Source organism: Pantanalinema rosaneae CENA516, assembly GCF_050753385.1.
Classification (GTDB): domain Bacteria; phylum Cyanobacteriota; class Cyanobacteriia; order Leptolyngbyales; family Leptolyngbyaceae; genus Pantanalinema; species Pantanalinema rosaneae.
Genome location: NZ_JBLZFZ010000010.1, coordinates 76,204 through 90,575, shown reverse-complemented (window position 1 = coordinate 90,575; position 14,372 = coordinate 76,204). Strand labels below are relative to the sequence as shown.

Annotated in this window: 12 protein-coding genes and 2 tRNA genes; 7 read left to right on the top strand and 7 right to left on the bottom strand. The window is 49.5% G+C overall.

What is annotated here, in order from left to right; all coding sequences use genetic code 11:
• Window positions 1–58 precede the first annotated feature (58 nt).
• Complete coding sequence (lpdA, locus tag ACN4EK_RS07990) at window positions 59–1,492, bottom strand: dihydrolipoyl dehydrogenase (protein WP_431657316.1); 1,434 nt, start codon at window positions 1,490–1,492, stop codon at window positions 59–61.
• 415 nt (window positions 1,493–1,907) lie between these two features.
• On the opposite strand from lpdA, the gene ACN4EK_RS07985 reads away from it, so the two are divergent.
• Entirely contained in the window at window positions 1,908–2,168 is a 261-nt protein-coding gene (locus ACN4EK_RS07985; RefSeq protein WP_431657315.1) for a hypothetical protein, read from the top strand.
• A 58-nt stretch (window positions 2,169–2,226) separates the two neighbouring features.
• Here the strand turns inward: ACN4EK_RS07985 and ACN4EK_RS07980 are convergent, their stop codons facing one another.
• The gene (locus ACN4EK_RS07980; RefSeq protein ID WP_431657314.1) at window positions 2,227–3,009 is read right to left on the bottom strand and encodes a TrmH family RNA methyltransferase; all 783 of its coding nucleotides are present in this window, start codon (window positions 3,007–3,009) and stop codon (window positions 2,227–2,229) included.
• 200 nt (window positions 3,010–3,209) lie between these two features.
• A tRNA-Leu gene (locus tag ACN4EK_RS07975) sits at window positions 3,210–3,293 on the bottom strand.
• Between the two features lie 203 nt (window positions 3,294–3,496).
• Between ACN4EK_RS07975 and murA the strand changes: the two genes are divergently transcribed.
• From murA to ACN4EK_RS07960, 3 genes are all read left to right on the top strand, one after another.
• Window positions 3,497–4,909 carry a UDP-N-acetylglucosamine 1-carboxyvinyltransferase gene (murA, locus tag ACN4EK_RS07970; RefSeq protein WP_431657313.1) on the top strand — a complete coding sequence of 471 codons (1,413 nt, stop codon included), beginning with the start codon at window positions 3,497–3,499 and terminating at the stop codon, window positions 4,907–4,909.
• A 149-nt stretch (window positions 4,910–5,058) separates the two neighbouring features.
• A complete protein-coding gene (locus ACN4EK_RS07965; protein WP_431657312.1) occupies window positions 5,059–5,931 on the top strand; it encodes a M48 family metallopeptidase in 873 nt (290 codons plus the stop codon).
• Window positions 5,910–5,991: transfer RNA gene (locus tag ACN4EK_RS07960), tRNA-Leu, on the top strand. Before ACN4EK_RS07965 ends, ACN4EK_RS07960 begins: the two co-directional genes overlap by 22 nt.
• Window positions 5,992–6,076: 85 nt before the next feature.
• Here the strand turns inward: ACN4EK_RS07960 and ACN4EK_RS07955 are convergent.
• Entirely contained in the window at window positions 6,077–6,847 is a 771-nt protein-coding gene (locus ACN4EK_RS07955; protein ID WP_431657311.1) for a hypothetical protein, read from the bottom strand.
• A gap of 560 nt (window positions 6,848–7,407) precedes the next feature.
• Between ACN4EK_RS07955 and ACN4EK_RS07950 the strand changes: the two genes are divergently transcribed.
• Window positions 7,408–8,073, top strand: a complete 666-nt coding sequence (locus tag ACN4EK_RS07950; RefSeq protein ID WP_431657310.1) for a class I SAM-dependent methyltransferase — start codon at window positions 7,408–7,410, stop codon at window positions 8,071–8,073.
• Between the two features lie 20 nt (window positions 8,074–8,093).
• Here the strand turns inward: ACN4EK_RS07950 and trhO are convergent, their stop codons facing one another.
• Entirely contained in the window at window positions 8,094–8,987 is an 894-nt protein-coding gene (gene trhO, locus ACN4EK_RS07945; RefSeq protein WP_431657309.1) for an oxygen-dependent tRNA uridine(34) hydroxylase TrhO, read from the bottom strand.
• 129 nt (window positions 8,988–9,116) lie between these two features.
• On the opposite strand from trhO, the gene mscL reads away from it, so the two are divergent.
• A complete protein-coding gene (gene mscL, locus ACN4EK_RS07940) occupies window positions 9,117–9,557 on the top strand; it encodes a large conductance mechanosensitive channel protein MscL (RefSeq protein ID WP_431657307.1) in 441 nt (146 codons plus the stop codon).
• A gap of 82 nt (window positions 9,558–9,639) precedes the next feature.
• Here mscL and ACN4EK_RS07935 read toward each other — a convergent pair whose 3' ends face one another.
• The gene (locus ACN4EK_RS07935; protein ID WP_431657306.1) at window positions 9,640–11,316 is read right to left on the bottom strand and encodes a mechanosensitive ion channel; all 1,677 of its coding nucleotides are present in this window, start codon (window positions 11,314–11,316) and stop codon (window positions 9,640–9,642) included.
• A gap of 514 nt (window positions 11,317–11,830) precedes the next feature.
• On the opposite strand from ACN4EK_RS07935, the gene aqpZ reads away from it, so the two are divergent.
• A complete protein-coding gene (gene aqpZ, locus ACN4EK_RS07930; RefSeq protein ID WP_431657305.1) occupies window positions 11,831–12,622 on the top strand; it encodes an aquaporin Z in 792 nt (263 codons plus the stop codon).
• Between the two features lie 307 nt (window positions 12,623–12,929).
• Here the strand turns inward: aqpZ and ACN4EK_RS07925 are convergent, their stop codons facing one another.
• Entirely contained in the window at window positions 12,930–14,330 is a 1,401-nt protein-coding gene (locus ACN4EK_RS07925; RefSeq protein WP_431657303.1) for a ferredoxin:protochlorophyllide reductase (ATP-dependent) subunit N, read from the bottom strand.
• Window positions 14,331–14,372: the final 42 nt, after the last annotated feature.

The window sequence follows — 14,372 nt, the reverse complement described above, 5'->3', positions numbered from 1 at the left end:
CCCCATCAGGTATGACTGCTAAATCAAACTACCTGATAGCGTAACGCAGTCTGAGGAATTAATGGGGAGATAATGCCCGTTTATAGGCTTCATCCAGGATTTCTGCCAGGGTCGGATGGGCATGTACCAGGAAGGCGAGATCCTGAATAGATTGCCGTTGGGCAATGGCACTGGCGGCTTCATGAATTAAGTCAGAGGCATGGATGCCAAAGATATGGACTCCTAACACTTCACCCGTGTCTTTGCGGTAGATCACTTTGGCAATTCCATCGGTTTCACCTTCCGCGATCGCCTTGGCATTGCCCTTAAAGTAGGTCTGAACGGCGGCGACCTCAAACCCCTCTGCCTGTCCTTTCTCCTTAGCGGCGGGTTCGGTCATGCCAACAAAGCCAATTTCGGGATGGGTGAAGGCGGCGGCAGGAATGCTGTGGTAGTCCACGGTACGGGGTCGTCCGGCGATCGTCTCGACTACGGCAATCCCTTGGGCAGAAGCGGCATGAGCCAGCATCATTTTGCCAGTTGCATCCCCGATCGCCCAGAGATGGGGCACAGTTTTACCATCCTGACTGACCCCAAGGTAGTCGTCTACTGGGATAAACCCTCGGCGATCAAGATCAATGCCCACTGATTCCAGTCCGAGATCTTTAGTCAGGGGGACGCGTCCAGTTGCCACGAGGCAAGCATCAACCTCTAGCACTTCTACGACTTCCTTGGTTTTGACATCTGCCAATTCGATCGCCACAGGGGAGCCAGGAATCACCCGTTTTGCCAGCATTCCAACTTTCGTTTCAATATCGCGGGGGGTAATCAGCACCCGTTTTGCCAAGTCCGCAATCCGGGGATCAAACCCCGGCATCAGTTGATCGAGGGCTTCAATCAAGGTGATTTCGCACCCGAGAGCAGAATAAACATCGGCAAATTCTAACCCAATGTAGCCACTGCCAATAATGGCGATCCATTGAGGTAAGGATTCTAACCGCACAGCATCATCGCTGGTGAACACGGTTTTGCCATCCACCTCAATCCCCGGCGGCACAAAGGGAATGGAGCCTGTTGCCAGGATGATGTCTTTAGCGGTAATGCTTCTTTCCCCGTCCGGCGTAGCAACGGTGACTTTTTGCTCACCAGCCACTTTGCCCCAGCCCTTGATGATGTCTACCCCCAGGCGTTTGAGGCTATTTACCAAACCGTCTCGTTGCTTGGTGACGATCATATTGGCGTGATCCGCGATCGCTTGCCGATCAAACGTTACGTCACTCAGTTGGATGCCCAATGCTTTGAGGTGATGAGCATCGCGGAGTTCACGGACTCGTCCGGATGCCGCTAGTAGCGCTTTAGAAGGGATACAGCCGCGATTGACACAGGTGCCACCCATATCAGCCGCTTCCACAATGGCGGTCTTTAATCCACAGCTGACCGCATGAAGTGCCGCTCCATGTCCACCGACACCCGCTCCAATAATCAGCAAATCGTAATCAAATGATTGACTCACAGCATTCTCCTAGCGCGTTCCCCACCTATTGTCGATCGTAGGTGGCTGATCAGACAATCTTCTCAGTTATGAAACTTATTTTCCTAAGGAAAAATCAGGTCAAGCTAGAAACTACGGACATTGAGAACAGCGACCCAGGTTGATCCAACCAGTTACCCGGAGGACTTTTGCAATAATTCTGGATAAGATTGGGCATCTTGATCATAGAAACCTGTCTCATGTAGTGGGGGAATTTAAGGCAGATTCGTGGCTAGGAAGGTGTTTCGGCTAGACCTGACGGTGTTTCATCCCTTGCGGGATGGCTTGAGGGATAGCGTAAAGACCGCCCGCATAGTCCAGCCATCATGATCCGAATCAAGCGAGCCGTTGGGTGTTTTGGAATCTTCATTATTGGAGTCATTTGGAGTTAGATGCCATGAATCAGCAGCAGCGAAATTTGCGTCACGCCGCCGCCGAAGCGTTTATTGAATCCCTTGACCAGCTACAACAAACGCTCCAGTCTGCTGACCAGCCGCCAGCACCACCGATCCGATCGACCCCCGTAAAACGTCCTGAACCCCCTGTTAGTTCACCGGCTCAATTTGATCTGGGTAGCTTTGAACAAGCCGTAGCGGATATTGAGCAATTTATTCAAGCCAACCAGGCGGCCAAGATCCATAAAAACCAGCCGTTTTAATTGAAATTAGCTTTAAGGTTGGCTGGTCAGGACAGAAAAGCTGGATTGATGCTGGGCTTCACTGGCTGGTCATTCGCTGGCGCTTGGCTTCATACAGCAGCAGGGCTGCCGCGATCGCAACATTCAGCGATTCCACACCGGGATGCAAGGGAATGGTGACTTGATAGTCTGCCAGTGCCGCTACGGAGGCAGATAATCCAGCCCCTTCATTGCCCAATAGAATCAAGGTGGGTTGACGCAAATCAATCTCCCAGTAGGTAAGACTGGCTGTTGGCAGGGTTGCCACGAGTTGCATGCCCTGTTGTTGATACTGTTTCAGATCGAAATAGAGATCAGAACTAACGGCGATCGGCATTTGAAACCACTGACCTGCCGAGGCTCGCAGCACTTTGGGGTGATCAGGCTCAACACCATCGTCACTCAGTAGCAAGCCATCTGCCCCTGCCGCCGCTGCTGTCCGGATCATGGTGCCGAGATTGCCAGGATCTTGAATGGTTTCCAACACTAATCCCAGACGGGTGAACACGGGGCTGGGCATGGCTGTTCGGTCAACGGTGGCGACGACTCCATCGGGTTCGACGGTTGTGGCGATCGCCCGCAGCACTTCTGGACTCACGACTTCAATTCGATGCGCTGATTGCCTGGCTCGATCGCAGAGGTCGGGGTAGCGAGTTTGCCAGTCACTGGTATAGCAGAGCGTGATCAACTGCCGCTGCGCTACACAAGCCGCTTCTAACAGATGTGTTCCTTCCACCAAAAAGACTTGCTGTTCTCGCCGTGTTTTTGTCCGATGTAATTTTCGGAGTTGTTTGACTAAGGGGTTTTGCAAGCTAGTCAGCATACGAGGCTGGAAGGAACGCAATGGTTAAGCTGCAAGTAGTTATCGGGCAGTCAGAGGTTTAACTGAATTGGGCAGTTGGCAGGCAATTAGAATTTTGTTACAAACCGTAGCAAAACTATAAGGAAATCTGACGAATTTAAATTTATTTGACCTAAAAATAAAAATGTTTACACAGCTGCGTGTAAACATTTTCGGTGGTATGCGGAACCCGGGACTTGAACCCGGAAGTCTTTGCAGACACTAGAACCTGAATCTAGCGCGTCTACCAATTCCGCCAGTTCCGCTTGTGCAGGTGTTTACCCGCGATTTCTTATCGTCGGGCAAGTTCGTGAATTTGTCAACTCCTTTTGTAATTGATTTGTGACGACTGTGGAGCCAGGTTGCCAAAAGTCAGGGGGAGCTGTTTAGGAAAAAAACTAGACATCTGGAATCTTTCCGGTAGAATCTAAACCGGACTCAGCAAGATGTCCGCGCATGAGGAACAGAAGTGAATGAGGAGGACAGACCAATTACTCGCTCTCTCAGCCTACCCAATAGCAACTCTTCACCTGAAGAAGATAAGTCGGCCCTATATCTCTGGGGTGGTCATTCCCTGACTGGTCAAGTTACAGTCAGTGGGGCAAAAAATGCCGCGTTAGTTTTAATGGCAGGAGCAATACTTTGTCCAGAGGACTGTCGTCTGCGCAATGTTCCCTCGCTTGTAGATGTCAATCGGATGGGCGAAATCCTCTCCTCCCTTGGCGTGAAACTAGAGCGTCAGGGAGATGCCTTAGAGATTAATGCCGCCCACATCGGTCAGTCTAAAGCTCCATACGAATTAGTTAGCCAGCTTCGAGCCAGCTTTTTTATCATTGGTCCTCTCCTGGCTCGGTTAGGGGTGGCGAGGGTTCCTCTGCCGGGTGGCTGTGCGATCGGGGCTAGACCTGTGGATTTGCATGTTCGAGGACTACAGGCATTGGGAGCCGAGGTGCATATCGATCATGGGATGGTGAATGCCTATGTGAGAGGGCAGAATAAACGATTGCAGGGAGCGAAGATTTATCTGGATTGTCCCAGTGTGGGGGCAACGGAAACGCTGATGATGGCGGCAACCTTGGCTGAGGGTGAGACGATTATTGAGAATGCGGCTCAAGAGCCGGAAGTAGTTGATCTGGCAAACTTCTGTCGGGCGATGGGTGCCAAAATTCGGGGGGCAGGCACCAACACTATCGTGATTGTTGGGGTGCCGCGATTACATTCAACGGATTACTCAATTATTCCCGATCGGGTAGAAGCGGGTACTTTTCTGGTGGCAGGAGCGATTACCCGTTCCGAAATTATTGTATCTCCCGTTGTGCCGGATCATTTAACGGCGGTGATTGCTAAATTGCAAGCGATCGGCGCCCAGGTTACGCCTGAAGGCTTAAATGCTCTCCGGATTTCTCCGGCGGAACGCTTAGTGGCAACTGACATTGAAACGCTACCGTATCCTGGATTTCCGACGGATATGCAGGCGCAGTTCATGTCATTGTTGACCGTGAGTGAAGGCAATAGCGTCATTACAGAGAATATCTTTGAGAATCGCTTGCGCCATGTGGCAGAGCTAAACCGTATGGGAGCGAATATCCGCGTTAAAGGCAACTGTGCGATCGTGCGTGGGGTTCCCCGGTTGTCGGGTGCGCCTGTAGTAGCCACGGATTTGCGGGCATCGGCAGCCTTAGTGCTGGCAGGGTTGGCGGCGGAAGGTCAGACCACGATCCAGGGATTGCATCACCTCGATCGAGGGTACGAGCAGCTAGAGGTGAAATTGCAAAAGCTGGGTGCTCGTTTACAACGGGTGCAGGATTACACCAGTGCTGAAAATCAAGCGGTGAGTCTGGCATCAAACGTATCGACGCTGCCATCGGTCGGCACCAACTAGGGTTACTTCGGCAGGGAGTGGCGCATTCTCGCTATACTGACGGAAAAGAGGGCGATCACAGCAATCCTATACGGCAACCTGATGCCAAAGAGGTTTAGTGTTAATGGTGTGCTGTGATCTACTTTTGTCTCTGTTTCCCTGCCTATCCTATGTCGCTTGTGAAGGTATCGCTAACTGGTTTAAGAGCTGATCATTTCCGGCATCCGCTTGACCTGGAGGCAACTGCCAATTTGAAGCAGTTACCTGGTCTGGATATGGTGATTCGGAACTTGCTGGGGCCATTAGCAGAACAATTTTTTTATCTAGAAAATATCGCTTCCAGTGTGTTAGTTGGAGAGCAGCAATTGCCTCAACTGCACCAATTGCTATTGGAGGCTTGTAAAACACTGGATTTGGAGCCACCCCAGTTATATGTACGGCAACATCCAGTGCCGAATGCGTATACATTCGCGATGCGGGGTAGGAAGCCATTTATTGTGGTGCACACGTCGCTGATTGATTTGTTGGCTCCTGAAGAAATCCAGGCAGTGATTGCCCATGAATTAGGGCATCTCAAGTGTGATCATGGAGTGTACTTGACCCTAGCGAATATTTTGGTGTTAGCTGCTGGACAATTGCCCTTTGGGGAAGCAATCGCCCAAAGCTTGCAAGCTCAATTAATGGAATGGGTACGCTGTGCTGAATTTAGCTGCGATCGGGCTGCCCTGTTAGCGATTCAAAATCCGCGTGTTGTCGCATCCCTATTAATGAAATTAGCGGGTGGCTCTCCTACGCTGGCAAACCAACTGAATCTAGAGGCGTTTTTGGCTCAAGCGAGAGCCTACGATGACATTAGCAAAGATCAGATGGGTGAAATGTTGAAGCAAGCCATGACGGCACAACTGACCCATCCGGTTCCGGTGTTACGGGCAAGGGAAATCGATCGATGGGCCAGTAGCCAATCTTATCAAGCTCTTCTCCAAACGCGCCCAATTGAGTATAATGGGAAAGTTGATGCCAAGGGCGGATGGCGGAATTGGTAGACGCACCGCACTCAAAATGCGGCGGTTTCGGCCTTGCGAGTTCGAGTCTCGCTCCGCCCATAGAAAAAGGGGACTGCTGTGAAAGCGCTCCCCTTTTTTGGTATGTCATGTGTTTGTTAAACGGCTGGGTGACGTGAAGCGTTGACTACTGGCGTTGCTGATCGCGGTGTAAGAACGTTTTCAGTTGTTGTTTTACCTCTTGCTCTTTACGAGCCACTGCCGTTCCAGCTTCGGCTAGACGATCTTCCCAGTTGGCTTTGGCGGCTTGAACGGGATCGGGCGCACCAGCTTCTACCTTGGCTTTCGTTTGGTCATACCAGGTTTTCACTGCTTCTAGATACTGCTCCAACTGATACTTCACCTCTTCATAGCGATCGCCATACCGCTCAGTTAATTGGGTATCTAGTCGATTCAGTTGAGTTTGCAGCCTGGCGTATTGTTCGCGAACTACGGCGAATTGCTGACTGTCCCGAATCGTTTTAGCGGCGGATTCCACCCAGGATTGAGTATTGTGGGAAGTTGTTCTAGCCGTGGTTTCAATTTCGGCTAAAGCGCTATCCACATCGGCTTCTAAGGTTTGTTCATGGGCATCGATTTGCCTCTGGAGTTGATCTAGTTGAGACTGAGCCTGGGCGATCGTGGCTTGGCGAGACTCGGCGATGCCTTCTACAACCCCTTCTACCGAAGCGGTAATTGCCTCTTTAGACTCGTGCCCTTTTTCCTTCAGCAAACTGATTACAGCGGCTAACGCATCTCTAGCAATAAACCGAATTTCACCTGAGCCCGCTTTCAGCTCTTCGACTGCTTGAGCAACGGCTATTTTCACAATTTCGCGAATCCGTTCTGTTCGGAAATTACCTTCAGCCTTAGCTTTTTCTAAGTCGATGTTAATGCGTTCTTTCACAGAATTGGTCATGATTATCTCCTGATGAGAGTAGTTAGATAAAGTTCGACTAAAAAAGAGAGATTGGGTGAGTTAGGATGAATGGTTTTGGAATCAATGTTGAGGGTTAGAGAATCCAAGAAAGCAACATAAAAACAAATTGACGATCGCTCGTAGCCTGGATAAATTGCCCTGAATTTAAGCTGATTCTGCTGCAATCAATGAATTTTTTAAGCGAGCTAGAAACTTACCTGCAAACAATCATTTTTCACTCTCAACACTATTATGATGGCAGAGCTCAGGATAAAAAACCGGTGTGGATAACCCACAAACTACCGTAATAGTTCCCTACCTTCGCTACGAAACTCTATATACTGGCATCATGCTAGCGTAAGGATTTAAACTCAGTATTTCAGAGAATGAGTAGACAAATATTACTTAAGTCCATAAAGATAGGCTTAGATAGACTATTATTTTGATATTTCTATTAGGGAGATACATCTAACTACATGCAGAGTTCTTTAATCCTAAGAGTTGAGATTAGAGCATTGAGGTGGTAAATCTTTTTTGTAGGTAACTTTTTCAATCTATTAATGTCAAATCAAACCTTTGGACTAGAACCTCAGTTGTATCATTACCTGACCTCAGTATCGCTGCGAGAGCCGGAAATCCTAAGCCAACTTCGCCAGGAGACGGCACAACATCCGATGGCAAATATGCAAATTGCTCCCGAGCAGGGGCAGTTTATGGCGTTGTTAGTGCAGTTAATGGCAGCCACAAGGACATTAGAAATAGGAGTATTTACGGGTTATAGTGCCCTGGCAGTTGCCCTGGCTCTCCCGCCCGATGGTCGAGTTGTTGCCTGTGATGTGAATGAAGAATATACGGCGATCGCGCAGCGGTACTGGCAACGGGCGGGAGTTGCCGACAAGATTGATCTGCATCTAGCTCCAGCCTTAGACACCCTCGATCGCTTATTGGCGACTGGATCTGCCAATAGCTTTGATTTTGCGTTTATCGATGCCGATAAAAGTAACTATGAGGCTTATTACGAACGAGCCTTACAACTGGTGCGTCCGGGTGGGTTGATTACGATCGATAATGTCCTGTGGTCAGGGCGGGTAGCCGATCCCAGCGTGACAGACAACCGGACTCAACATATTCGAGCCTTGAACCAAAAAATCCACCAGGATCCGCGCGTGACGATTAGCTTAGTGCCGATCGCGGATGGCTTAACCCTGGCGCTTAAACGCACTTAAGTTGCTGCAAGGGTTTGGGCTTATGCTTCAGTAGGTTGCTGTAGTTGGGCAAACTGCCGTTGCCGTTCTGCCTGACGGGCACGTTTGGCTTCAGTGAGTTCCTCAATACAATAAGGACAGGAAATTCCTGCCTGATACTCTGGCGATCGCTTGTCCTGATCGGAGATGGGATGCCCACAACTGCGACACATCTCATGGGTTCCCAACGCTAAGCCATGTTGGACTGCTACCCGCTGGTCAAACACAAAACATTCACCTTGCCATAAACTTTCCTCTGGAGGAACCGTTTCCAGGTATTTCAGGATGCCGCCTTTCAGATGGTAGACCTCCTGAAATCCTTGCTTTAACAGATAGGCCGATGCTTTCTCACACCGAATCCCACCTGTGCAAAACATGGCTACTTTTTTGTGCTGAGTTGGATCAAGATGGGTTTGCACATACTCCGGAAATTGGCGGAAGGTTGCCGTCTGGGGATTTTCGGCACCTTTGAAACTCCCAATATTTACCTCGTAGTCATTTCGGGTATCGATCACGACTACCTCTGGATCAGAGATAATCTGATTCCAGTTTTGCGGGTCTACATAGGTTCCCACCTGTTCAGCAGGATTGGCTTCTGGTTGCCCTAAGGTAACAATCTCTCGCTTGATCTTCACCTTCATGCGATCGAATGGCATGGTTACGGCAGATGATGCTTTTACCTCCAGATCTGACAACAGCGGATCGGATTGCAACAAGGCTAAAACAGCATCGATCGATTGCCGAGATCCGGCGATCGTGCCATTAATTCCTTCCATTGCCAACAAAATGGTGCCCTTAATCTGGTGTTGACTACAGAATTTTAGTAGAACGGATTGTCGCTCGCTCAGCTCAGACAGAATGACAAATTTGTAGAACGTAATAACAACTAAAGCCATTTTTCTTTGATAAAACCTTTTTTGATACAGATAATCTTTCTTTATGCAGTGACCGTTTAAGGTTGGTTCGCTATATGATCCACCCCATTAAGAGTGAGATTGAGAATTAGTTCATCATAGGAACTGTATATGACACGAAGCAATGGTGGTTTTTGGGCAGACTTCCGAAAATTTATTATGCAGGGCAATGTCATCGATTTGGCAGTTGCCGTGATTATTGGAACGGCCTTCGGTAGGATTGTTGACTCACTGGTGCAAGATATTCTTACCCCTGCTATCCTGCAACCTGTTCTACAACAGCTTAATTTGCAAAACTTAGAGGACTTATCTTACTACGGTATCAAATATGGCTTGTTTCTCTCCAATGTCATCAGTTTTTTAGTCATTGCCTTAAGCCTGTTTGTGATCATCCGAGTGTTTGAAAAGGCTAAAAGAAGAGTGATCCGTCAGGAAACTGTGGCGGAAATTCCACCTGAACCAACGGAAGCGGAGCAACTGATAGCAGCACAGGGACGATTAACTCATTCGATCGATCATTTGGTACAGGTTATCAGCTCAAAAACTTCTTAGGATTACCTGGATAATTGCCAAAAAAAGACGCGATCGCGATCGCGTCTCTGGGTTTTGCATAGCCTGTTAATGTCGGGAATGCTTACAAGCGAGGGGTTCTTCCTTGTTTGAACGAGGAGAGCCAATCTCGCAACTGATCGGCGGCGACATCTCGACCCCCTAAGCCAAAGGCAAGGGCAATGGCTACTGCGATCGCCCCTAGTAGTAGCCCAAAGGCTAGATTGACAATGTTGGGAGCAATGCCAATTTGTTGCAATGCCATCGCTGACACTAAAGCAATGATCGCGATTCTGGCGGTTTGTCCCAAAATCCGAGACTGAGCATTGCCAGAATCGATTAGGCTATAGGCAAAATTGGCGAGATATAAGCCAACTGCAAAGACAATCAATCCCACTAACACCTGCCCCAGAATTAGGAGCAGGGCGCTAACAATGTCAGCTAAACGGGGTAACTGGAGAACCGAGGTAGCAGCCACAGCGGCTAATAACACGACGGCGACCCAAACAACGGCACCAATAATATCGGATGGGCTGCGAGTTCCAAGCCCTCCTGGACTTTGGTAGGCTCTACCCTCCGGCACAACTCCACCAACATTAGGCGGTAATGGTGGCAGATTTGGCTCTAAAGGCGATTCGACGGGAGGGGACGGTGTGGGTTCTGTGCCTGCTCTTAATCCAATCCACTGCAAAATGTTGTTAAAGCCTAATCCGGTGAGCAGGCTGCTAACAATTTCACTCAGGAATTTGCCAAGCAGATAGCCGAAGAACAGAATTACGCCAGCCGTAATCACTTGCGGTACGGCATTGAGGATCTGCCGCAGCATGGAAACAGCCGGATCAGTAATGGATTGAATGTTCAGGGCTTCCAGAGCCGCGATCGCTACGGGAATTAAAATCAAAACATAAACGATCGTACCCAGTAGCCACGATAACGACTGCCCGCTCGTAGCGCGACCTAAGCCAAACTGCCGACCGAGGCGATCGGTGCCGACAGCCGCCAAGAGATTAGTAACAATCCGTCGCACCACTCGGGCAACCACCCAACCAACCAAACCAATGACTACTGCCTTAATGATTTGTGGTAAGGCATTGAGAAAGTCATTGAGCAAACTTTGGACGGGTTGCAAGGGACCTTGCAAATCCAAAATGCCCAATACCATGGGCAGGAAGAAGAGCAAAACCAACCAGTAGAGCGCACTGCCCAGAGTGTCACTGAGCAGATACTGCCCTTGTGGGGTAGTGCCTTCGGTAGTTTGCATTAATCGCTCATCCAGCGACAGCGATCGCGATAACCGGATCACAGCAAATCGGCTCACTGTGGCTAAAACCCAGGCGATCGCAATCACAATGCCTGCCCCACCCAATTTGGGCAGGTAAGCGAAGATTTGATCTAAAAAGGTGTTGAGTGGTCGAGAAACGGTCGTGAGGTTGAGAACATTTAGAGCCGCCACGAACGCCAAGATCATAATGATCCAAAAAACGATCGTGCTGACTAACTCCTCAACATTGAGATTCTGTGCTTGCTGCGGACTGATACTTTGGGCAATTCGATTGTCGATATTCACCCGTTTCAAAATGCTGCGCACTAACGAGGCAATACCGAAGGCAAGTAACCAACCCAAAATAAAAATCGCAACCGCCCCTGCTACTGTGCCAAGGACGCTCCACAGATCGGGTGGCAGTTCTAGCCCTAGATAGGGCGAGCCCTGCGCTAAAACAGGGGACAACAGCCCCAGCAGACTGCTGCTGAATAAGTGCATAGTACCCTGAGCAACTTCTATCATGATGTGCTTCTGCCAATTTTCATAGGACAAATCAGCCAGGGGAGCCTGAAAACCGCCCTTAATCAGTGCTAGCGATCGATTTCAGGCGAATCTTAGCTTGAATTCTCCAGACCAGATGACTCAGTGATTATATGCCACGACTCCGTTTCTGACCGTTTTATGCAATAACTTGTACTTTTTTTAGACAAAAAGCTTTTTGATCGCGAGAATAATTTTCAGAATGGCTTAGTTAGAAACGCTAGGTATTGGCGGCTCAAGGCTGATTCAGTATCGCGATCGCGTTGCCAGAGCTATTGATGTCGTCAATCACACTTGCATGAAATTCTGAAGAAAGTTGATCACGGACAGGGTTTTTATTTACTCCTGGTAAAATTCACTTGAGTGTTTTTCTAATGCGACTACGGTGTCCATTTCAGATAAAGTTTCACCGGAATGAAGCATGAACTCTGAAGTTGGACTCTCATGTTATATAAGGGAGGTAAGAGACGATATGCCGTTGATCAAACGATGTATTGCAGAGTTTATAGGCACGTTTTGGCTGGTGTTTGGCGGCTGTGGTAGTGCGGTGCTAGCCGTGGCTTTTACGGCTGAGGGAGCCACCCTATCCGATGTGGCAAATGCTGCCAGGTTTCCTCTGGGGATCGGGCTGGTTGGGGTATCCCTCGCTTTTGGTTTAACGGTATTAACGATGGCGTATGCGATCGGGCATATTTCAGGGTGTCATCTGAATCCTGCCGTTTCCTTTGGCTTAGCCACAGCCAAGCGGTTTTCCTGGTCGGAAGTATTACCGTACATGGGGTCGCAAGTCGGTGGGGCGATCGTGGCCGCGATCGTGCTGCGGATCATCGCGGGTGGCAATCCCAACTTTGCGATTGACGCTACGAAAGCAGGCGTGTTTGCGACGAATGGCTATGGCGACTTTTCGCCCGGTGGGTTTTCCCTGGTTGCCTGTTTAGTGGCTGAACTGGTATTAAGCTTTGTGTTTCTAATGATTATTCTGGGTGCGACCGATCGACGGGCTCCGGTAGGCTTTGCTCCTCTGGCGATCGGATTTGGGTTGACGTTAATTCACCTGATCAGCATCCCTGTCACCAATACCTCGGTGAATCCGGCGCGTAGCTTAGGCCCAGCCCTGCTGGTGGGTGGTACTCCGTTGGCTCAAGTCTGGTTGTTCTGGGTGGCTCCGATCGTGGGGGCTGTGTTGGCTGGGATTTGTTACTACAACGTGTTTGAAGAGTCCCGATCGGAACGGATTCCAGCGGAAACGGCTGATATTCGCTAGGTTGAGGGTGTAAAAGTTGGAGTTCAAATCTCCGCTTGGTATGGCAAAGAGGGTAGGCTGAAAAGCTTACCCTCTTTGATGTTCCCAATTAAATAGGGGTGAGTTGGAATGGCGCTGACTGAAGGACACGCTTAACTCTGATTGCCCCTTTTTCTGGTATGCCCGTAGGGCTTTAAGCCCCCAGCTTTGGGGGACTTTGAGGTTCGGCTCCCCCAGAATTGGGGGGTGGGGGGCAGTTCGGATTGTTATTTCAGTGACATTCGGGTGAGTTGCCCCACCCTAAGATCGTTTGTTGATAGGCGATCGCTTAATGGGCAGCGTCTTCTTTCACCAACTTGTCCCAACCGAGATCCTTGAGGGAATTATTGCGGCGGAGCGGCCGAGTCACCAGTTCTAAGATGTCACGGGCATTGGTAAAGCCATGAATCTGCGCGAAGGTAAACTCAACCGACCATTTAGTATTAATTCCCCGAGCTTCTAGAGGATTGGCATGGGCCATGCCGGTAATCACCAAATCTACGCCTAAGTCTTTGATCCGCTGGATTTGATTGTAGTTATCTGGCTTTTCAACGATCGTGGGCAATGGCACCCCCATTTCCTGGCAAGTCTTCTCCAGTAGGGCGAGTTCAGCTTGCTGATAACGCTTGTCCATATAAGGGATGCCGATTTCTGGGCAGGTCATGCCACACCGGATCAAGAAGCGGGCTAAGGAAATTTCCAGCAGGTTGTCGCCCATGAAGAAGACGGACTTGCCGCGAATCAGTTGCAGGTAATCCTCCAAACCTGCCCAAATTTGCGCTTCCCGCTCATCTAGACCTTTCGGTTCAATCCCAAAGACTGAGCAAATTTTTTCAATCCAGGCGCGAGTGCCATCGGGTCCGATCGGAAAGGGAGCACCAATTAACTTACACTTACGCCGCCGCATAAAGGTGGTAGCTGTGCGCGATAGGAAGGGATTCACCCCGGCGACATAGTAACCTTCTTCGACGATCGGCAATTCAGTGTAACGCTTAGAGGGCAACCAACCTGATACTTTAATCCCCTGCTTTTTCAGTTCCAGGGTAAGTTGGGTGACCACAGGATCAGGTAACGAGCCAAATAGTACGAGCGGTGGATGGTCTACATACTCAGACTCTTCTGCTTTGACATCTTCCTGCTTCCGCCCAAAGTTGAGCAGCTTTTGAATGGCGTTCCGCTCTTCCTTTTCCGCATCAGGGGCTTTATCGGGGCAGCGGTGTACCATAGCCGCGAGGACCGTATCCTCTCCCTGGGTAAAGGCATAGTCTAAGCCATTAGCACGCGCAACGACGATCGGGATGCCAATTTCCGCTTCTAATCTTGGTGCTAACCCTTCCAGATCCATTTTGATGATCTCGGTGGTGCAAGTGCCGATCCAGACGATCACACTGGGATTGCGATCGCGCTTAATCTGAGTGCACAACCGTTTCAGCTCTTCGTAGTCATTTAGTTGCGCGGAAATGTCGCCTTCTTCCAGTTCTGCCATCGCATAACGCGGCTCGGCAAAGATCATCACCCCCATAGCGTTTTGCAAGAAATAGCCACAGGTTTTCGTGCCAATCACTAGAAAGAAGCTATCTTCAATTTTTTGGTACAGCCACGCCACACAACTGATCGGACAGAACGTATGATAATTTCCGGTTTCGCACTCAAACGTGAGTGCTTGGGGTTGAGTATCGGCAAGCGTCATAAATGGGTTTCCTTTCAAGCAAAATATGGGCAAGTATTACAG